This is a genomic window from Parasphingomonas caseinilytica (genome assembly GCF_036663755.1).
Taxonomy (GTDB): Bacteria; Pseudomonadota; Alphaproteobacteria; order Sphingomonadales; family Sphingomonadaceae; genus Sphingomonas.
This window is the reverse complement of the sequence record NZ_JAXOJL010000001.1, coordinates 1,115,674-1,135,595: the sequence shown is the minus strand read 5'-3', so window position 1 is coordinate 1,135,595 and position 19,922 is coordinate 1,115,674. Positions and strand designations below refer to the sequence as shown.

Below are 19,922 nucleotides of genomic sequence, written 5' to 3'. Positions count from 1 at the left end.
GGATTCTCCAGTCAGGTCTTGGTTTTGGAATCGGGATTGGCGGGCGGATTGATCAGTTCGGGGTAGAAGCGCTGCATCATCTCGGAGAGGACGCGCAGCGCGCGGTGCACGCCGTCGCTATTGTTCATGAACGTCGCCTCGATCGCGAGACCGCGCACGGCGGCGACGTACAGTTCGTGGATCGCCGCGCCGTCCGGATGCGGTGTGATACCCGCGGCGCGGATCCGTTCGCCACTCCATTTGTGCGCGCGCACGTCGATCGCGCTCTGCAGTTCGCGCAACCGTTCGGCGAGGCCGGGATCGGAGCGGGAGGCGAGCATGATCTCGATCACCGCGATACCCGCCGGGCGACTGATCACGCCCCACATCATCTCGGGCAGGCCGATCAGGAATGCGGCCGGATCCATCACCTCGATCGTGTGTGCGTAGAAGGTCGAATCCTGTTCGAACACATGTTCGACCACGGCGATCATCAGATCGGTCTTGGCCGGGAACTGGTGCGTCATCGCGCCTCGGCTGACGCCGGCCTCGGTCGCCACGGTCGAAACCGTGGTCGTACTGTAGCCGGTGCGGTGGAGGCAGACGATCGCCGCCTCGATCAGCTTGGCGCGCGTATCGGCGCTGCGTTCGGCCTGTGGGCGGCGGGGCGGGCGGGGTGCGGGACTGGTCATGCCCGCTATCCTAGCCCGGTGCGGCTGCGGCACCAGCATTCCTGCGGTCATGTCAGATGGTCCGTCCAGAACGCGGCCATTTCCGCCCACGCCTCGCGGCCCTCGGGGGCATCGGCGAGCAGCGACTGGAAGACATGCGGCATGCCTTCATACACTTCGAGCCGCGAAGTTTGCCCGGCCGCACGCAAGGCGCGGTGCAGGCGCACGCTATCGCTCAGCAGCATCTCGCGCGTGCCGACCTGGATCAGCACCGGCGGATAGCCTTTGGCGAAATCGCCGAAGACGGGCGAGACGAGCGGATTGGTCAGATCGGCATTCGGCGCATAGGCGTTGCGCGCGAGCAGGCGGACGGTGGAGTCGAGATAATCGACCGGTGCCAACGTGACGGTCGTGTCGCCCTCCCCGGAGAGATCGGTGACGGGCGACAGCATGACGATCCCGGCCGGCGCGGCGATCCCCCGATCGCGCAGCAGCAGTGCGGTGGCCGCGACGATGCAGCCGCCCGCCGAATCACCGAACAAGCCCATCTTCGACGCATCCGCGCCTTCAGCGAGCAAAGCGGCCCAGACGGCGACGACCTGATCGAGGATCACGTCCCACGTGCCGCGCGGGGCGAGCGTGTAATCGATGGAAACGACGCGCCGTCCGCTGGTCGCGGCGGCGAGCGCCCCGCTCAGCAGGTTGGCGCGCGCCGATCCGGTGACGAACCCGCCGCCATGGACGTAGACGAGGATGCTGCCGTCATCGGTGTGATCCTTCGGCACGATGTCGAGCGTCGCTACGCCGCCCAGCAAACGCTCCGTCGCGACGATGCCGAGCGCATCGATCGCCGCCTTGCCGAGCTGTTCGGAAAATACCTCCGCCCGCGCCGCCGCCGCGTCGAAATCCTCCACCGTCTCCGGCACGGGCGGCGGGGGGATGTTCGCCAGAAAGGCGCGGATGCCTTCCAGCTTGATCCGGGCGGCGGGGGAGACCGAGGCGGCGATGGGGCAGTTGATCGCGAGCGGGTTCATGATTTTCGACCGGCGTCAGAATTTGGCGTCGAGCGAAACGCCGATCACGCGGCGCGATTCCGGCCCCGAAATCTGCGAGAAGGATTGCGTGTCCAATTGCTGTTGCGCGGTCGGCGTGGCGAAGCGCACCACCGGGCGATACGTGTCGAACAGGTTTCGCCCGAACACCGACAGGCCGTAGCGATTGTCGTGCGTGCGCAGGCCGATCCGCCCGCCGAAGATCGCCGCCGCCGCGTTGGTCGCCAGCGGGCTGTACGCCGCCTCGAAATTGATCTTCGAGGTGTAGACGATTTCAGCCTGCGCGAAACCGTCGATCGCGCCCGAAACGGCGTGCGCATATTCGCCGAACCCGGTGACCTTCCAGCGCGGCGCGCCGACCAGACGGTTGCCGCCGGCATCGTCCACGCGCCCGGTGCCGACCGTGGTGCAGCCCTGCGCCGCCGTCTGCCCCTGCGAACAGGCGACGAGATAGCCGTTGCCATATTTCGCATCGTTGTAGAGCAGCCCGCCGTTCAGCGTCAGCCCCTTGGCCGGGCGACCGAGCAGGCTGACCGACACGCCCTTGGTGGTCAACTTCGGCGCGTTGCCGAAGATGAAGGCGCTGACCGAAGGATCGAAGAACTGCGCCTGGAAATTGTCGATCCGGTTGTAATAGCCCGCGATGCTGGCGGTGAGGTGGCGATCGAACAGATCGGCCTTCAGCCCGATCTCGCTCGCATGCGGGATTTCCGGCTGCACCAGCAGCGGGATCGCGCCGCTGCCGGTCTGGTCGTTGACCGATGGGCCCTTATAGCCCTTCGTGTAGGTGCCGTAGAGCATCACGTCGCGCGTCACGTCGAACTGCGCGCCGACACGGTAGGAGAAATAGCTGTCCTTGATCGCTCCGTTGATAGGCGCGACGCTCAGGATGCCGGTCAGCGCACCAGGGACGAGCATTGCGCGGGTATGCGCGCTGACGTCTTCATGGCCGTAGCGTGCGCCGAGCAGGATGCGGATCGCCGGCGTGATGTTGACGGTGGCGTTGGCGAAGGCGGCGTAGCTGGTGGTGATCGAGCTGGTCGTCTGGATCTGCCCCACCGGGCGCGTGGTGCACAGGAAGTTTGCGGTCGCCGACGATCCGTAGGGGCAGGCGCCGACCAGCGGCAGATCGGCAAAGATCAGGCCGTTCTGCGTGTTCGTTCCGTCCAGCTTGCTGTCGAAATAATAGAGGCCGGCGACATAGTCGATGAAGCCGCCCTTGGCCGAGGTCAGGCGGAATTCCTGGCTGAAGTTGCGCACTCTGGTCGGCGAGGAATTGACGTTCAGGCGGTTGACCGGAACGCTGTCCACATCGGTGCCGTAGGCGAACGATTGGTAGGATCGGTACGCGCTGATCGAGGTCAGGGTCGCGCCACCGATCGTCGCGTCGAACTGGCCAGAAAAGCCATACACCTCGGTCGCGGTGCTGTTGCCGCCATCGGTGCAGCCCTGCTGGTTCTCCGGGCCGACCACCACGCCGCACGCCGCCAGCCGGCTCGACAGCAAGCTGCCCGCGGTCGATTTGTAGACCGTCCACGGCACGCCGCCCTTGCTGGTGAACTTGCTGTAGTCGCCGATCAGGTTGATCGCGATGTCCGGTGTCGGCTCCCACAGGAAGCGTGCGCGGCCGCTCTTGCCCTGGACGCGCAGATAGCTGTTGTCGAAGCGGTTATACTGGTTCTGCGGCGTCTGGCTGAACGCGCCGGACACGCGCAGGCCGGCATTGTCGGCGATCGGCACGTTGATCACCGCCTGGCCGATATAATTGTTGCGCGATGCGATGTCGGCATGGCCCGAGGCCGAGAAGGCGGTGAAGTTCGGCGCGGTCGTCACGATATTGACGACGCCGGCCGACGAGTTGCGGCCGAACAGGGTGCCCTGCGGCCCCTCCAGCACTTCGACCCGTGCGATATCGAACAATTGCGGCGGGTTGCTCGACGTGTTGGCGAGTGCGACGCCGTCCACGACGATGCCGACCGACCCCTCGGCCGAGCGCGCGAACGACAGCGACCCGACACCGCGTATCGACAGCGCGCCGAACGGGCCGGCGGAATTCAGCGACGGCGTGTTACGCGTCAGATCGATCACCTGGGTGATGTTCTGCTTCGTCAACTGGTCGCCGCTCAGGACGGTGACGGAGATCGGCACGTCCTGCAGGCGTTCCTCGCGCTTGTTGGCGGTAACGATGATGTCGTTGTCGTCGGCGGCCGGCGCCGATGCCGGCGCATTCTGCGCAACGGCGGGCACTGCGAGCGCGGTCAGCGCGGTCGTGGCGACGAGCGTCGCGAGCGTATGAGAAACCTTCATCATCCATCCTCCCATCGACGGTCATCTGCCGCCTGATGACCGACTCGATATCACGAATTTACAGAACGTACATCCTTTTTGTTGTGTGGCAGTCCAAGCGTGCTACAGATCGTCGCAACGAGAATTATAAAATCGGAGAGCGACATGCAGGACGGTGGCGATACGCCCATGCCGGGAACGGCGGCGGCTGCGACGAGCGGGGGCCGCGGTTTGCCGCCGCTGCGATTCGGCACCAAGATCGCCTATTCCAGCGGCGCATTGCTCGACGGGATCGCCAATCAGGCGGTCAACATCTTCATCTTCTTCTACGTCACCGCGGTGTGCGGCGTGCCGGGCGCATTGGCCGGCGTGGCGCTGGCGGCGGGGCTGGTGGTCGATGCGGTGGTCGATCCGCTAATCGGCTCTTTATCCGACGGGTGGCAATCGCGCATCGGCCGGCGCCTGCCGTTCATGATCGTCGGGGCACCTTTCACGGCACTGTTTATGGTGCTGATCTTCTCGCTGCCCGCGGCCTTGTCCGGCATCATGCTGTTTGCGTGGTTGACCTTCCTGTCGATCGGGCTGCGCGTGTCGATCTCGTTGTTCCTGCTGCCGTTCAACGCGGTCGGCGCGGAGCTGAGCGACGATTATGCCGAACGCTCCTCGATCGCGGCGTGGCGTTGGGGCTTCGCGATGCTCGGCGCGCTGATCGCGATCGTCATGGGCTTCGGCATCTTTCTCGGCGGGGAGGGCGGCCTGTCGCGCCGTGCCGGCTACGCGCCGTTCGCGCTGAGCGCCGCTCTGGTCGGAATGGTCGGTGCGGTGGTCGCGGTGCGCGCGTTGCTGACGATGCGCGACCGTCAGCATCCGCCGGTGACCAACCATGGCGCGATGCATGTCCGCTTGTGGCGCGAACTGGGCGAGGTGTTCCGCAACCAGAGCTTCCGCACATTGTTCGTCGGCGCGTTGCTGCTGTTCACCTCGCTCAGCATCCACGCTACGCTCGGCCTGCACGCCAATACCTATTTCTGGCGCATGACGCCGGGGCAGATGCAGGCGGTGACGCTGTCGCTATTCGGCGGGCTGCTGCTCGGCGCACCGCTCGCCGGGCCGTTCCTGAAATTCATGGAGAAGCGCACCGTATTGCTGATCGGCATGACGGGCCTGGCTCTGGCCTTCTCGATCCCCGCGACGCTCCGGTTGCTCGGCCTGTTCCCGTTCACCGGCACGACGATGGTCACGATCCTGTCGGCGACGGTGGTGGTCGGCGGCGCGCTGATGGCCGCCGCCGCGATCGCCTTCGCCTCGATGATGGCCGATGCGGCGGACGAACACGAACATCTGTTCGGCGCGCGCCGCGAGGGCCTGTATTTCGCCGGTTGGGCCTTTGCCAGCAAGGCGGCGGCCGGGTTCGGCTCGCTCGTGTCCGGCATCGCGTTGCAGGCGATCGGGTTCAAGAGCGGCGGAGACGCGGCGGCGGCAGCGGCGAAGCTTTCGCCCGCGACGATCGACTGGATCGGCGCGATCTATGGCCCCGGTGCCAGCCTGCTCGCGCTCGCGGCGGCATCGACCTGCCTGTTCTATCGCCTCGATGCGAAGAAGCATGCCCGCATCCTGACCGAACTCGATCAGCGTCGCGCCGTCGCCTCGGCCGCCACGGTCGCCGCCGCCGCGCCGCTCGCCGCATGACGACCGCGATCGGCGTCATCGGCTGCGGCATGGTGAGCCATGCCTATCTCGGCACGATCGTGCGTGCGTCCGAATTGCGGCTGAAGGCCTTGGCCAGCCGGACGATGGCCTCGGCGGAGACGCAGGCGGCGCGCTATGGCGGCACCGCGACGAGCGTCGCGGAACTGCTCGCCGATCCGGAGATCGCGGTCGTCGTCAACCTCGCGCCGCCCGGCGTGCATCACGCGATCGGGCGGCAGGTGCTGGAGGCGGGCAAGCACCTCTACAGCGAAAAGCCCTTCGCGACCGGATTGGAGGACGCGCACGATCTGCTGGCCCTGGCCGAGGCGCGGGGGCTGCGGATCGGCTGCGCACCGGATACATTTCTGGGCGAGGGCCACCAAGCGGCGCGGCGGCTGATCGATACCGGTGCGATCGGCACCGTCACCGGCGGCGGGATCGCTTTCGGCACGCACGGCATGGAAAGCTGGCACCCCGATCCCGCCTTCTTCTACGCGCGCGGCGGCGGGCCGTTGCTCGATATCGGGCCCTATTATCTCACCCAGCTTGTCAATTTGCTCGGCCCGGTCGCCGAGGTGGTCGCGATCGGCACGCAGCCCCGCGCCACGCGGACCGCCGCTGCCCCCGGCCGCGCGGGCGAGAACATCGCGGTCGAGGTGCCGACCACCGTCAACGGCGCGATCCTGTTCGAAAGCGGCGCGAACGTCTCGCTGTCCATGTCGTGGGACGTGACCCAGCATGGCCGCCGCCCGATCGAACTCTACGGCACGACCGGTGCGCTGCAGGCGCCCGATCCCAATCAGTTCGGCGGCGTCCCGCGCCTCGCCGATGGCGAGGGCAATTGGATCGCGACCGGCGACGAACCGCCGCCGCGCAAGCTCGACGCCGCCACGATCGCAAGGGCCTTGCAGGCGATGGGGCAGGGGATCGACCCGCTGACCGGTAAGGCGATCTCCGCCGATACGACCTTGCGCTTCGGCGATCTTCGCGGCCTCGGCCTGCGCGATCTCGTCGCCGCGATCGCCGGGAATCGCGAACCCCGCGCCAGCGGCCGCCTTGCCGCGCACGTTCTCGAAACCCTGCTCGCGCTCGAAGTCTCGGCCGAGGGCGCAGGCCGGATCGCCATCCGCTCGACCGTCGAGCGCCCACTGCCCATGCCCGCCGGAGACACATCGTGACCGACCCCGCACATCCGCTGCCCGATTGGGCGCTCGGCCCCTTCTCGTCACCACAGCGGTTGCTGGAGGACCGTGCCGAGGTGACCTTTGCCTGCGCCGTCTCCGGCCGGCCGGTCGCCTGGGCATCGAAGGACGTCTTCAATCCCGCCGCGATCGTGCATGACGGCCGCGTCTGCCTGCTGGTGCGTGGCGAGGATCATGTCGGGCGTTATGCCGGCACCTCGCGCATCGGGCTGGCGACGAGCAGCGACGGCCATCATTTCGAACTCGAGCCGGAACCCGTCCTCGCCCCCGGCAACGATCGCTGGCAGGCGTGGGAATGGCCCGGCGGCATCGAGGATCCGCGCGTCGTCGCCTCGCCGGATGGCGGCTATGTCTGCACCTATACCGGGTTCGACGGGAAGGTCGGCTGCCTGTTCGTCGCGACCTCGGACGATCTGCGCGACTGGACCAAGCACGGCCCGGCGTTCGCCCAGACGCCCTATGTCCGCCGTCCGACCAAGGCCGGAGCGATCGTCACCGAATTGCAGGACGGCGCGCTGGTCGCGGCCCGGATCGACGGTCAATATTGGATGTATTGGGGCGAGGGCATCGTTTACGCCGCCACCTCCTACGATCTGATCCGCTGGACCCCGGTCGAGACCGATGCCGCACCGGATCGCTATCTCACCTGGGATCCCGATGCCCGCGACGGTGCGGGCTGGTGGCAGCTCGATCGGGTATCCGTGCCGCGCGGCCTGCTGCACATCGCCGGCCCGCGTCGCCACCGCTTCGATTCGATGCTGACGGAGCCCGGGCCGCCGGCTTTGCTCACCGATGCGGGGATCGTGCTGATCTATAACGGTGCCAACCATTTCGAGGCGGGTGCGGAGGGCATTCCCCCCGGTGCCTATCAGCCCGGCCAATTGCTGCTCGACGCGAAGGATCCCACCGCCGTCATCGCCCGGCTGACCGACCCTTTCCTGCGCATCGACCCGGCCGAGGCGCAGGGTCAGGTCGGCAATGTGTGCTTCGCCGAAGGGCTGGTCGCGTTTCGGGACCATTGGTGGCTTTATGTCGGCCTGGCGGATTCGCGCCTGGGGGTGGCGACGGCACCGTTGGGATAATCGCCTGCCATGGATCGATCGGGCGTGGGCGATCGGGCGTGGCCGATGGTTGCCGCCCGCTCGATAAGTGGCTCATATCGAAGGCTTTGAACCGCAGAACCCCGGCGATCCTGCGGACGTGACAGATTCATTACCTGTCGGAAAAAATTACACCCTGTAGAACCCGAATTGAAATAGTTAACTATTTCAATGAGATGGTTAATTGGCACGCATCATGCGTCACGCATCTGCAATATGGGAAACGCAGAAGAATTTGGGATAGGGCGTAGAGGGGCTGCAAGTGGCGTCGTCGCGCGCCTCGTTCTCATGTTCTACGCCGCTCTCGACCTTCTGGCCTTTTCGATCGGCGGCGTTCGGGGCGCCGCTGTGAAAGCCGGACGGGCCGACGACTTCTCTCGGCGCGATCTCGAAATCGATGGTGCTTGGTCGGTCCAGCCGCGAGATCGGCGTGGTACATCGGTATCCAGCGCATTGCCGCTCGGCGAGGGGCCGTTCGTGGCAAAATCGAGCGAAACCGGTGTTGCTTCTTCTGTAAGCTACGTGAGTATTATTAAGAACTCGGTATCTGTTGTCTTGAACGCGTTCGTGAGTATTGGTCTGAACCGGAATGACGACTATGATCGGTGTGGTGTTTTCACCTCCGCGACAGGTCGGGCGTTGAAATTTGGAGGCGGTTCGACGAAGGCGATGTCGCTTCATTTTGCGGCCGGCGGCGGTAAATCCGCGTCCTGCGCCGAGGAATATTTCATCCCGACGTGATGCGATTGGTGTGACGGCCAGGGCTGCGATCCGGCGAGCGTTCGCTTAAAAAGCCTGGGGCCAATTTCTCGTAAATCGATCAGGCGACTAAGCCGTGATCCGCGTGTCAGCGGAGATGTACGGCACCGTAGATCACGATCGCCCACAAGGCCGCGAGTAGCCCGATCAAGATGTAAAGCTTTGCGAGATAAGACAATTTTCGGGTCGAAGACCGCGTGGCGCTCTCGTCGTGAGGCCCGGTGAGAAAGTTCGCTTCGACTACGTCGCCGGCCCGCAATGCGGAATTCACTTCGAGATCGCTGAGCGGAGTCAGGAATTCGCAACCGTAGGCGAGCCCGACGCGGCGCACGATCTTCACCCGACGGCGCAGCGCTCCGCCGATGCTCAATCCGACCACCGATCCGATCGGCAAGTCCGCCAATGTCGACATGCCGAAACCTGAAAGGGAGAGATCCTCGATCATCGCGTCGACCGGCTCCTCGCGCTCAGTGCGCAAGGTTACCTGTCGCTCGGCGGGCATGCGCGGAGCGGTTCGGTTGTCCAGATAGACCTGTGCGGTCAATCTTAAACCAGAAGTTTCACGATCCAGGATCGTCATCGTGCATGTTCCAGGTGTGTTTCTAATTATTTCAGTATTGCAAAAGATGGAAACACGAAGACGTTAAATGAATATCAAGTTCTCAGCGAGCTTCCGCGCAACAGGAATGCTCGTGGTTTCCGCATATTCAGGTGCAACCCCTCCGAAATTTGGTATGGGGAATCACATTAAAGAAATCAAGAGGATATTTTACGAAATGAATCGGTTTGTCATAATTCTCGTGATGATCGGGAAAGTGTTGATCCAGATCCGCTATGGTAAACGTCCGAAATTTCGTTGAAGATGCATTTCGGGCCAAAATGGCCTCGCGGTGTGATGGATTCATGCCCGATCGTCCCCCGGAAGGCATGGAATCTTGCCCGCGCGCCGATGTGCCGGACGGGTTCGGGCCGAGCTTCGCGGGGATTGTGGATTGGGGTTTTTACGCTGCCGGATATGTTATAGAGCGTGGCAGGCGTTGGGGGGCGGCATATCATGAGCAAGCGGGACGATGCACGGCGTGGGCCATCGCCTGACTGCCGAGCCGCGCGCGGATCTGCGCTCGAACGGGTAACCTCATGCAATTCATAGTGTATTGGAGCCTCGTTCTTTCCACGATCTGCTACGCGGCGCTCGCCGTGTGGCGCCTGTCGATCGCGCGGCGGCATCCGCGCGCCCTGCATCTCGGCATCGCCTTTGCCGGCATGTCGGTCTGGACCGCATCGCTGCTCATCGGATGGCCGTGGCTGCTCGCGATCAGCGAACCGCTGCGCGATCTCAGCTGGCTCATCTACATCCTATGGACAACCCGCACCTTCGAACAGGACGATGACGCACGTCGCAGCATAAGGGTCTATTGCGCAACGCTCGGGGTGCTGATCGCGGTGCGGGCGGGCCTCTCGCTGGTGATCGCACAGGGGGATCTGAGCGAGACGACGGCCTATACCCTGACGATCGTCATGCTGTCCGCGCACTGGTTGTTCGCGCTTGGCGGCCTGGCCTTCGCGCATTTCCTGTATCGCGCCACCGGATCGTCGGCCGCCTCCGGCTTCCGGCTGATCGTGATCGCGCTGGGCGTGATCTGGGCTTACAACCTCAACCTCTTCACGTTGCTGCTGCTCGGTTATCCGCTTGCGGTGTTGCTGCTGCAGGGGACGGGCCTGCTCGTTCTGGCGCTCGTACCGGCGCTGGCTTTGGCGGCGCGGCGCAAGGAACGCTGGAAGGTGACGCTGTCGCGCCAGGCCACGACCCGATCGTTGCTGTTCGTCGCGATCGGCACCTATTTCGTCATCCTCTCCACCGCGACGCGCGCGCTGATCTGGGCCGGAGGGCATGCGGCGGATCTCGCCAAACTGATCGTCGCCGTGCTGCTTGCGGTGACGGTGCTGGCGATCGGCCTGCTCCCGAAACTGCGCGCGCGGGTCAAGGCGCTGTTCGTCAAGCATCTGTTCGAACATCGCTACGACTATCGCAGCGAATGGCTCCGCTTCAGCGCGACGATCGCCGACCGCACGATGCCCAATCTTTCGGCCGAGGAGCGCGCGATCCGGTCGGTCGCCGACGTCACGGAATCGCTCGGCGGCGCGCTGCTCCTGGCCGAGGGCGATGATCGGCTGGCGCTTGCGGGAAGCTGGCAATGGACCGCGCCGGATCCTTTCTCTCACGCTCTGCCGGCCGAACCCCAATGGTTCGACGATCTCGCGCAAAGCGGCCGTATCCTCAATCTGGACGAGATCCGTACGACCGGCGGCACGGCTGCGGGCGACCAGAATGTACCGAAATGGTTATTGCGCGAGCGTAAGGCGTGGGTCGTCGTGCCGCTGGCTAGGTTGAGCCGGCTGGTCGGTATCATCGTGCTCGGTCGTCCCCGGCTCGATCGCGATCTCGATTGGGAGGATTTCGATCTGCTGCGCGTGATCGGCCAGCAGGTGACCGTGCATCTGACCGATGCGCAGAACCAGGCGGAGCTGGACGAGGCGCGCCGGTTCGAGGAATTCAACCGGCGCTTCGCCTTCATAATCCACGATCTGAAGAACGTCGTCAGCCAATTGTCGCTCGTGTCGAGCAACGCGGCCCAGCACGGCGCCAATCCGAAATTCCAGGCGGCGATGGCCAAGACGCTGGAGAACGCCACGGGCAAGATGACGACGATGCTGTCGCGTCTGTCGACCGATCGCCAGATCGCCGAGCCGCACCTCGCCGAAGTCGATCTGGCCGACCTGCTGTCGCGTATTTCGCACGAAAATTATGCGGCCGGCGTCGTCACGCTGTCGATCGAGCAGCATTGCACGATCGTTGCCGACGAAGAGCAATTGTCGGTCGCGATCGAGCATCTGGTGACCAATGCGATCGAGGCCAGCCCGGCGGGCGCGCCGGTGACCCTATCGCTGACGATCTGGGATGGCATGGTCGTGATCGCAGTGGAGGATAAGGGCGAGGGGATGACCCCCGATTTCATCCGCAAGGAGTTGTTCAAGCCGTTCGCCTCGACCAAGAAGAACGGTTTCGGCATCGGCGCGGCCGAGGCGCGATCCCTGGTGCTGGGAATGGGCGGCGATATGGAAGTGATCAGCGTTAAGGGTTCGGGAAGCCGGTTTGCACTAAAGTTCCCCGTGCTTCGTTCGCCTGGTGATGAAAGACTGCAATCGGAATGACGCGGGTGACCAAGCAGAAACTGTTGATCGTGGAGGACGATATCGGCCTCCAGAGCCAGCTCGAATGGGCGTTCGAGGCGTATGACGTGATCGTCGCGTCCGATCGCAAGGCAGCGCTCTCGGCGGTGCGCAATCACAAGCCGGCGGTGGTGACGCTCGATCTCGGCCTGCCACCAGATGCCGATGGCGCGACCGAGGGGCTGGCGACGCTGCGCGAGATCGTCGCGATCAGCCCCGAGACCAAGGTCATCGTCGCATCGGGCCACGAAGCGCGGGAGAGCGCGCAGACCGCGATCGCGCTGGGCGCGCACGATTTCTACGCCAAGCCGATCAACATCGCCGATCTGAGCCTGATCGTCGCGCGCGCGTTCCACATCCATGCGCTCGAGGCGGAGAACCACAAGGCTCCGCGTGCCGCCAGTTCCGCCAATGGCATCATCACCGGTTCGGCCGAGATGATGGAAGTGCTCAGGACGATCGACAAGGTTGCCGATGCCGAGGCCACGGTGATGCTGCTCGGCGCGTCGGGCACGGGCAAGGAGTTGCTCGCCAAGGCGATCCACACGAAGAGCGCGCGCGCGCGCGGCAATTTCGTCGCGATCAACTGCGCGGCGATCCCCGACACGTTGCTCGAGGCCGAGTTGTTCGGCCACGAACGCGGTGCCTTCACCGGTGCGGTCAAGATGACGGTCGGCAAGATCGAGATGGCGCAGGGCGGCACATTGTTCCTGGACGAGATCGGTGATGTCCCGGCGCAGACCCAGGTCAAGCTGCTGCGCTTTTTGCAGGAACGGGTGATCGAGCGGATCGGCGGGCGCAAGGCGATCCCGGTCGACACGCGCGTCGTCACCGCGACGCATCAGGATCTGCCGACGATGATGCGGGAAGGGCAGTTCCGTGAGGATCTGTACTTCCGCCTGGCCGAGATCGTCGTGAAGGTGCCGACGCTGGCGGAGCGCGACGGCGACGCGGTGCTGCTCGCGCGGCATTTCCTGCAACTGGCGCGCGATGCCAAGCGGACCAAGGCGAAAGGCTTCACGCCCGACGCACTGGCGGCGATCGCGGAATGGCCGTGGACCGGCAATGTGCGCGAGCTCGAAAATCGGGTGAAGCGCGCGACGATCATGGCCGATGGCGCGATGATCACCGCGCGCGATCTCGACCTCGGCGACGCGGCCTCTCCGGTAAAGCGCGCCGAACTGCGCGTGGCGCGAGAGCGGGCCGATCGGCTGGCTATCGCCGAGGCGATCGCCGCCAATAACGGCAACCTCTCGGCCGTGGCGCGCGACCTCGATATCTCCCGCCCGATGCTCTACGATCTGATGAACAGCTACGGCATCTCGAAGGGCTGATCCCCGCATAGTTTAGCGCGTAGGCTTCACCCGGTTCGGCTGCGGCAGGGCCGTGGCTTCGAGATCGGCGCGGAGCACGACGATGCGGTCGAGTGCGGGATCGAGCCGCGGTTTCTCTCCGGTGATCAGGACCGGCGGCTTCTGGTCGATCACCAGATTTTTCGGGGTACCCGCCGGCTTGGCGAGTGGCTGATCCGTCGCTGGCCCGGTGACCGTGGCTGCAAGAGGTGCGGCCGCGGTCATGCCGGGTATTTCCGGTTCGGCATTGGCGTAGCTTTGCGAGAAATAGGTCGCGGGCCGCCAGTTTCCGGCCCAGCGATAGAAATCGTGCAACCCGATCGTGCGGATCTTGGCCATGCTCGCCGCCCAATAGGGCACGACGTAATCGGCATGATAATGCGTGGCGTGGCCGACCGGCGCATAGACCCGGCCGCGCAGTGCGGCGGTGGCGACCGCCATCGCGCGCGTCCAGCCGCCGGATGTCGGTTCCCGCCGAAGCGATCCGTCGCAGGCGAAGGTGAATTGGCAGCCGGTCGTCCGCTCCGACCCCTGATAGACGACGCCGCAGATCGAGTTTGGGAAGGCGGCGCTGCGTACGCGGTTCAGTATCACTTGGGCGACGGCGCGTTGCCCGGCGTCGCTTTCCGATCCGGCTTCGTAATAGACCGCCTGTGCGATGCAGTGCGTGGCGCGCTGCCGGGCGGGACTGTCCTCGGCGATCACGAAGGGCCGTGCGGCCGGGCCGGCATTTTGCAGCGGCACGTTGCGGTTGATCTCCTCCGCTGTCTGCGCGGCGATCGGCTGATAGGTCACGGCGGTGATTTCCGGTGCGCCCGGTGGGGCGGCGGGCGGCATGGTGTGGGCCGGGGCAGGGGGAATGGTCTGCACCGTTCGCGCGGCGTTTGCCGGGCGAGGTTTGGGCTCGTCTCTCCATACCGGGAAAATCGCCGCGCCGGCCACGATCGCGCAGAGCGCCGCACCGGCACCCAACAGCCTTTTGTTCATGCGCCCTCGCCGATCCATTAGCCGGTCCAATGCCATCGATCGCGTTAAGATCGCGTTCGCCACCCGACCCGATCGCACGAAGGGTGGTTGCACAGATACGACGGGTGCTTTGACAAGTATCCGGAACTTGTCCACACGGCGTTAACCATGATGAGAAGGGGAATAGGGTTGGAAGGCGCAAAAATTCGCCGCCGGCCCCGGTGGCTGGTGTGGGTGCCCCGGCTCTGGATTGCGATCGCGGCATTGTTCGTTCTTTGGCAGACGATGACCTATCGCGGTCTGTCGTCGCTGGCGGCCGAATGGCAGTTCAACGAATTCGGCTTCTATCACCCTGCGCTGACCTTCCTGGTGCTGGTGCTGATACTGTGCTCGCCTTTGCTGTTGCTGCGTCTGGTGGCGCGGCGGCGGCGGCGGCGCGAACCGGTCGAGCCGGTGTCGCCGCTGCAACGCGCGATCCGCGTGACGTCGCGGCTGCTCGCCACGCTGATCGGTGCGGCCGTCGCGGCCTTGCTGGCCGCGATCTTCATTGCCGCCTTCACGCTATTCCTGCCGCGCGACAACGGCCCGCCGCATCACATTTCCGCCAGTGACGACCTGACGGTGCCGGCGCTCGGCCCGGCGGAGATCCGTGGCCGGGTTCTTTACGACAGCACGGCGGTGTTCAACGAGGATTTCCGTATCGGGCATAGCGACACGCGCTTCGCGCCGATGGTGGGGGAAACGCGCGACCGCACCGCGATCCGCTATTTCGTCGAATTGCCGGCTTATGCCTTGCCCGATCGGCAGGATCTCATCTCGGTGCATCGCGGCGTGCTGCGCGAAGGCGGGCTGCCGGGCGAGTTGATCAACCTCTACCGTTACGCCGGATTCCGCATCGAGCCGCGTTACTATGTCCTGTATGCGTCGGGATCGTCGATGCGGCGCTCCTATCTGGTGACGGCGGGGGAACTCGTCGTGCTGGCGCTGTTCATCGCGCTGGTCGGGGCATTGTATTTCTATCGCCGGCGGCGTTTGCAGCGGCTGGAAGAAGCGCCGGAAGTGGTGGAACCGGAGACCGTTTGAACCGGATCGTGTTTAACGGTCGGGTAACCGGGCCGGGTAACCGCACAGTAGCGCAGGCTAGGCCATCACCGGCTCATGGTCTCGACCCTACCTTCACTCTGTTCGCTGGGCACGGCGGTGTTGTTGTTCGCGAGCGTGAACCTCGGCAGCGAGGAATCGCCGCATGGCGACGCTGCGCGCCTGCAGGCCAATGCCGCGATCGCCGATCAACCGGTGACGGACCTGCCGGCACTCGCAAAACCGGACGACAAGATCCGTATCGCCAAGGCGTCGGACGGATTGTTCTACGTCCGGGCGAAGGTCAACGGAACGCCGGTGCGGTTTTTGGTCGATACCGGTGCCAACCTCGTCGTGCTGACCGCAGCGGATGCGCGGCGCGTGGGCGCTTCGTCCGGCGGCGCGCACCTGCTCGATAATATCGAAACCGCTGGCGGAACATCGCGCATGGGCCGGGTGACGCTCGACCGAGTCACCGTCGCCGGGCGCGATCTTGCCGATGTGGATGCGGCAGTGATGCACAATGGCCTGCGCGTATCGCTGATGGGGCAGAATTTGCTGGCGAAGCTGGGGCCGATCATGCTGTCGGCGGACGAGATGTCGCTGCAGAAGGATCGCTAGCGCGGCATAACCCCGGGACATGCCCGAGGTCACGAGACGTCAGCTAAGATCGGATCGGTTCAGGCGCTCGCCTCGGCGCGCCGTCCGAACGGGCGGCGGAGAATGACGCCGATCGCTAGGAAGCCGAGCAACATCATCGCCCAGGTGCCGGGTTCGGGCAGCACGTTGGGGCCGGTTCCGCCGGGCGGGGGCGTGGTCACGCCCGGGGGAGCGACACCGCCGCCGCCGCCGCCGCCGGGAGCCTGACCACCGGTCGGTGGCGGCGCGACGACGCCGGGATCGGCGGCATTGGCCACACCGGGTGCGGCCGCATTACCGAGGCCGTCCGCCGCCGACCCGCGTGGCGCGTTGGACAGCAGGGCCGGCACCGTACCGGGCATCAATTCCGTGCCCGACGAGGCAAAGCTGCGGTTGGCGCGATTGCGCTGTGCGGCTTCCGATCGCGCACTGCGCAGGGCGATGTCGTCCAGCGCGCCGCGTTCCAGTTGCGCACGCGCCGCATCGAGCGGCGGCACGACGGCGGCGAAGGCCTTCGCATCGCCCTGCGCATCACGCAGGAAGAGGGCGCGCTCATTGCGAGGCGCGATGCCGATCAGCATGACCACCGCACCCACCGACAGTGCGGCGGATGTGAAGCTGTAGCGTTCGGCGCGCGAGTTGGGTTGAGCTGAGTTTTGCACGACCTTTGGATAGATCAACTTGAAGAGAAAAGCGATAGATCGTTATGGTTACCGGATGGGCTGTGCGATAATGGCACATAGGGTGAGGTTGTTTATGAATTGGATCGGGCAGGAATCGGGCAGCGCGTCGGAACGGGATGCGCGGTCTGCGGCTCGCGATCGGCAACCTGCCCGGAGTGCGAGGCTGTCGATTGCGGCTCTGGCTTGCTTGGGCGTGGCGGCCTGCACGGGCAGTGGAGCCGTACCGCAGACCGATCGGGAAAAGATCGTGTTCGAGACGCTGAAGCTGCTGACCGTGCCGGGCCAGGCGGTCTGCGTCGATGCCGCCACGGCCGGCCGGCCGCTCGATGTCTATCGCACGATGACGAGCAATCCGCCGCGCGGGCTGAAGCTGCCGGTATGGTATGTGCCGGCGGGTCTGAAGCCGACCTCGGCATTGTCCGTCGCGCAATTGTATCGGACCACGCAGACCCAGGCGGCGGTGCATATCGATCAGCCGGCCAATGCGACGCCGCAACTCGTGCCCGAATTGCAGGCGCAGCTCGACCGCAACGCGTGGATCATGTCGTCCCAGGCGGCGAACCAGAAGGTGATGATCTCGCCCGACTGGCCGGTCTCCGGCCTGCGGGCACGGTGGTGGTTGCGCAATCGCGTGTCGTTCCATTGCACGCCGAACTTTCGCATCTCCAACCCCGTCGTGGTGCGGAATGTCGCCTACGTAACGGTGACGGCGGATCATTGGGGCACGACCTACGCACTCGCGCGCCAGGGCGCGGGCTGGGCCGTCCGGGCACAGTGGAGTAACTGGCTGTATTGATGCTCGCCCTGACCTGTCCGCGTTGACGAAAAATAAACCAATGCCGCTCTAATCCTCGTCCGGTATTCAGAGGAATTCGGCATGGCCAGCGGGACTGCAGCAGCGAAGAAGCCCAATGCGATCGGTCCGGCGCCGATCGAATTCGAGGCGCGTTCGCTGTCCTATGGCGGTCTGGTCGGTCAGATGATCGGCGAGATCGATTCGCGGATGGCGGCGCAACAGGCCCCCGTTTTCATCGCCGAATCGCCCTCGGATGTCTTCCACACCATTTCCGTCGCTTGCGGATACATCGGTCTGCTGGCCGGCTTCGTTGCCGCAGGCACGGGAATATTCCTGCTTTTGTAAGGAATAACGCCGCCTATCTACCGGAATTCGTGATAGGGGCCGCGTCGTCTAATTGAAAGACGATCAACGTATCTTTAACCAGCGCAGCTTGGAACAGGCTACGACGTGAGTCGTCGTTGTTTGGTTACGGTCGCGTAATCCTTCCTCGGGGCGAGGTGGGGCGCCTGTTTTGTCCATCGGGGATTGCAGTATGGACGTGGTGGACGGCGAAGGCGAGGGGGACACGTACCAGCGTTTCACCACGCTCGGCTACGCCACGTCCAAGCAAGCCCGGCGCTTTCAACTATACGCGCTGCTGGCGATCACGGATTCGGCGAGCATAGTCCTCGCTTATGTTCTTGCCGGACTGTTGCGTAACCGCGAAGTGTTTGGTGCCAACGGTTTTTATCTCGCCGCGCTGATCACCCCGATCTTCCTGATTTTCGCCTTCAACAGCCAGGCTTATGGCTATCAGGTGCTGGTCAACTGGAAGCAGGGGCTGAGCAAGGCGTTGATGGCTTTCTTTCTGGCCGTCGTCGTCGTGCTGTTCGTCGCGTTCTACGCCCGCTCTTCGCTAGAATTCTCGCGGATCGTCTACGGCGTGGGATCGATGACCGGCGCGGTCTTCCTGGTCGCCGGTCGCTACGTGTTCAAGCGCGTGGTCAACAAGACGAGCGACCAGCATCTGCGCGCCGAATTGGTCATCGTCGACAATTGCATTGTGCCGGATGTCGGCGATGCGCGCGTGATCGATGCCGAAGCATATGGCCTGCGCCCCAATCTGCGCGATCCGAAGATGCTCGATCGTCTGGGCAATGCCGTGCGCGGTGCCGATTACGTACTGGTGTGCTGCCCGGTCGAGGATCGCCCCGCATGGTCGCTGCTGCTCAAGGGCACCGACGTGCAGGGGCATGTGCTGGCACCCGAATTCGACGAGGTCGGCGCGAACCATCTCAGCCGTTATCATGGCCAGTGCGTCATGCAGGTCGCATCCGGGCCGCTCGACCTGCGCAGCCGCATGCTAAAGCGCGCGATGGATCTGTCGATGACGATCCCGGCGATCGTCTTCCTCTCGCCGCTGCTGCTGCTCGTGGCGGTGCTGATCAAGACGACGAGCCGGGGGCCGATCTTCTTCCGTCAGCAACGCATGGGGCGCGGCAACCGCTTGTTCTCGGTCTACAAGTTCCGCTCGATGCGGGCCGAAGATAGCGATGCCGACGGCAAGCAATCCGCGCAGCGCGACGACAAGCGCATCACGCGCGTCGGTCGCCTGATCCGCGCGACCAGCATCGACGAGTTGCCGCAACTGCTCAACGTGCTGCACGGGGACATGAGCCTGGTCGGCCCGCGCCCGCACGCTTTGGGCTCGCTGGCCGGGGTCGAGCATTTCTGGGAAGTCGATCAGCGCTATTGGCATCGCCACTCGCTGAAGCCGGGGATTACCGGTCTGGCTCAGGTGCGCGGCCTGCGCGGTGCGACGCATGAACGCGAGGATCTGGTACGTCGTCTGCAGGCCGATCTCGAATATCTCAACCAGTGGACGCTATGGAGAGACTTCGCGATCCTGGCCGCGACGATTCGCGTACTTGTGCATCCGAATGCTTTTTGATTACGGGCCATCTGTTCGTCGGGGATATCTTAACTAAAAGTCGTTTAAGACTGCTTGGGTGTTTGTCTCGCGCAGCTTGTTTTGTCAGGGGATGGGGTTTTGGAAACTGTTTACGATTGGCTGACCGTCGCCATTTTCGGGGGGCTGATCACCTTGTTCCTTCAGCGTTCCAGCGCTGACGAACCGAAGGACAAGATGTGGCAGTATGCGCCCGCCGCGATCGGCTGCGCGGTGGCCAACTATCTCGGCAATCACGGGCAGGAGGCGTTGGCCTGGTTGGCGATCGCCGGCATCGGGGTCTATGTCTGGTATGTGCTGAAGCCGCTGGAACATTGGAAGAAATAGCGCATGTGAGCGTGGCATGGGGCGGCACCTGTCCGCTGTTCCCGGCCGTCACGATGCGCTAATGAGGGGCGTGGCAGGGCAATCGATGTGGATCACATCGGACGACAATGCCGGGGCGGCGTTCAGCCGCCGCGAGTGGGAGGCGTAAGATTAACGTTC

20 protein-coding genes are annotated in these 19,922 nt (G+C 64.6%); 14 read left to right on the top strand and 6 right to left on the bottom strand.

Features of this window, described 5'->3' with window-relative positions:
• Positions 1-11: 11 nt before the first annotated feature.
• From U1738_RS05435 to U1738_RS05425, 3 genes are read right to left on the bottom strand one after another with little or no spacing between them, the layout of a single operon-like run.
• Positions 12-671: a TetR/AcrR family transcriptional regulator gene (locus U1738_RS05435; protein WP_332787989.1), complete on the bottom strand. Its 660-nt coding sequence runs from the start codon at positions 669-671 to the stop codon at positions 12-14.
• A 47-nt stretch (positions 672-718) separates the two neighbouring features.
• Positions 719-1,684 (bottom strand): alpha/beta hydrolase, encoded by a 966-nt coding sequence (locus U1738_RS05430; protein ID WP_332787988.1) that lies wholly within the window; start codon positions 1,682-1,684, stop codon positions 719-721.
• 15 nt (positions 1,685-1,699) lie between these two features.
• A complete protein-coding gene (locus U1738_RS05425; protein ID WP_332787987.1) occupies positions 1,700-4,009 on the bottom strand; it encodes a TonB-dependent receptor in 2,310 nt (769 codons plus the stop codon).
• 144 nt (positions 4,010-4,153) lie between these two features.
• Between U1738_RS05425 and U1738_RS05420 the strand changes: the two genes are divergently transcribed.
• The 4 genes from U1738_RS05420 to U1738_RS05405 all read left to right on the top strand — a co-directional run bounded on the left by U1738_RS05420 (position 4,154) and on the right by U1738_RS05405 (position 8,720).
• Complete coding sequence (locus U1738_RS05420) at positions 4,154-5,677, top strand: MFS transporter (protein ID WP_332787986.1); 1,524 nt, start codon at positions 4,154-4,156, stop codon at positions 5,675-5,677.
• Entirely contained in the window at positions 5,674-6,855 is a 1,182-nt protein-coding gene (locus U1738_RS05415; protein ID WP_332787985.1) for a Gfo/Idh/MocA family protein, read from the top strand. The genes U1738_RS05420 and U1738_RS05415 overlap by 4 nt, the downstream gene beginning before the upstream one ends.
• Positions 6,852-7,961 (top strand): glycoside hydrolase family 130 protein, encoded by a 1,110-nt coding sequence (locus U1738_RS05410; RefSeq protein ID WP_332787984.1) that lies wholly within the window; start codon positions 6,852-6,854, stop codon positions 7,959-7,961. Before U1738_RS05415 ends, U1738_RS05410 begins: the two co-directional genes overlap by 4 nt.
• A gap of 306 nt (positions 7,962-8,267) precedes the next feature.
• Positions 8,268-8,720 (top strand): hypothetical protein, encoded by a 453-nt coding sequence (locus U1738_RS05405; protein WP_332787983.1) that lies wholly within the window; start codon positions 8,268-8,270, stop codon positions 8,718-8,720.
• A 106-nt stretch (positions 8,721-8,826) separates the two neighbouring features.
• Here the strand turns inward: U1738_RS05405 and U1738_RS05400 are convergent, their stop codons facing one another.
• Positions 8,827-9,318: a PilZ domain-containing protein gene (locus U1738_RS05400; protein ID WP_332787982.1), complete on the bottom strand. Its 492-nt coding sequence runs from the start codon at positions 9,316-9,318 to the stop codon at positions 8,827-8,829.
• A gap of 67 nt (positions 9,319-9,385) precedes the next feature.
• Here U1738_RS05400 and U1738_RS05395 point away from each other — a divergent pair, with 67 nt between their 5' ends.
• The 3 genes from U1738_RS05395 to prsR all read left to right on the top strand — a co-directional run bounded on the left by U1738_RS05395 (position 9,386) and on the right by prsR (position 13,303).
• Complete coding sequence (locus tag U1738_RS05395) at positions 9,386-9,598, top strand: hypothetical protein (protein WP_332787981.1); 213 nt, start codon at positions 9,386-9,388, stop codon at positions 9,596-9,598.
• A gap of 277 nt (positions 9,599-9,875) precedes the next feature.
• Positions 9,876-11,951 (top strand): XrtA/PEP-CTERM system histidine kinase PrsK, encoded by a 2,076-nt coding sequence (gene prsK / locus U1738_RS05390; protein WP_332787980.1) that lies wholly within the window; start codon positions 9,876-9,878, stop codon positions 11,949-11,951.
• Positions 11,948-13,303 carry a PEP-CTERM-box response regulator transcription factor gene (prsR, locus tag U1738_RS05385; protein WP_332787979.1) on the top strand — a complete coding sequence of 452 codons (1,356 nt, stop codon included), beginning with the start codon at positions 11,948-11,950 and terminating at the stop codon, positions 13,301-13,303. The genes prsK and prsR overlap by 4 nt, the downstream gene beginning before the upstream one ends.
• Before the next feature lie 12 nt (positions 13,304-13,315).
• Here the strand turns inward: prsR and U1738_RS05380 are convergent, their stop codons facing one another.
• Positions 13,316-14,308: a cell wall hydrolase gene (locus tag U1738_RS05380; RefSeq protein ID WP_332787978.1), complete on the bottom strand. Its 993-nt coding sequence runs from the start codon at positions 14,306-14,308 to the stop codon at positions 13,316-13,318.
• A gap of 264 nt (positions 14,309-14,572) precedes the next feature.
• Here U1738_RS05380 and U1738_RS05375 point away from each other — a divergent pair, with 264 nt between their 5' ends.
• Positions 14,573-15,370, top strand: a complete 798-nt coding sequence (locus U1738_RS05375) for a hypothetical protein (RefSeq protein WP_332787977.1) — start codon at positions 14,573-14,575, stop codon at positions 15,368-15,370.
• A 117-nt stretch (positions 15,371-15,487) separates the two neighbouring features.
• Positions 15,488-15,988 (top strand): retropepsin-like aspartic protease family protein, encoded by a 501-nt coding sequence (locus tag U1738_RS05370; protein WP_332787976.1) that lies wholly within the window; start codon positions 15,488-15,490, stop codon positions 15,986-15,988.
• Positions 15,989-16,047: 59 nt separating this feature from the next.
• Here the strand turns inward: U1738_RS05370 and U1738_RS05365 are convergent, their stop codons facing one another.
• Positions 16,048-16,668, bottom strand: coding sequence for a PEP-CTERM sorting domain-containing protein (locus U1738_RS05365; RefSeq protein ID WP_332787975.1), 621 nt, complete (start codon positions 16,666-16,668; stop codon positions 16,048-16,050).
• 214 nt (positions 16,669-16,882) lie between these two features.
• Between U1738_RS05365 and U1738_RS05360 the strand changes: the two genes are divergently transcribed.
• The 5 genes from U1738_RS05360 to U1738_RS05340 all read left to right on the top strand — a co-directional run bounded on the left by U1738_RS05360 (position 16,883) and on the right by U1738_RS05340 (position 19,911).
• Positions 16,883-17,485: a hypothetical protein gene (locus U1738_RS05360; RefSeq protein ID WP_332787974.1), complete on the top strand. Its 603-nt coding sequence runs from the start codon at positions 16,883-16,885 to the stop codon at positions 17,483-17,485.
• Positions 17,486-17,566: 81 nt separating this feature from the next.
• The gene (locus tag U1738_RS05355; RefSeq protein ID WP_332787973.1) at positions 17,567-17,830 is read left to right on the top strand and encodes a hypothetical protein; all 264 of its coding nucleotides are present in this window, start codon (positions 17,567-17,569) and stop codon (positions 17,828-17,830) included.
• A 190-nt stretch (positions 17,831-18,020) separates the two neighbouring features.
• Positions 18,021-19,418, top strand: coding sequence for a sugar transferase (locus U1738_RS05350; protein WP_332787972.1), 1,398 nt, complete (start codon positions 18,021-18,023; stop codon positions 19,416-19,418).
• Between the two features lie 99 nt (positions 19,419-19,517).
• A complete protein-coding gene (locus tag U1738_RS05345; RefSeq protein ID WP_332787971.1) occupies positions 19,518-19,763 on the top strand; it encodes an XrtV sorting system accessory protein in 246 nt (81 codons plus the stop codon).
• Positions 19,764-19,779: 16 nt separating this feature from the next.
• Positions 19,780-19,911: a hypothetical protein gene (locus tag U1738_RS05340; RefSeq protein WP_332787970.1), complete on the top strand. Its 132-nt coding sequence runs from the start codon at positions 19,780-19,782 to the stop codon at positions 19,909-19,911.
• Positions 19,912-19,922: the final 11 nt, after the last annotated feature.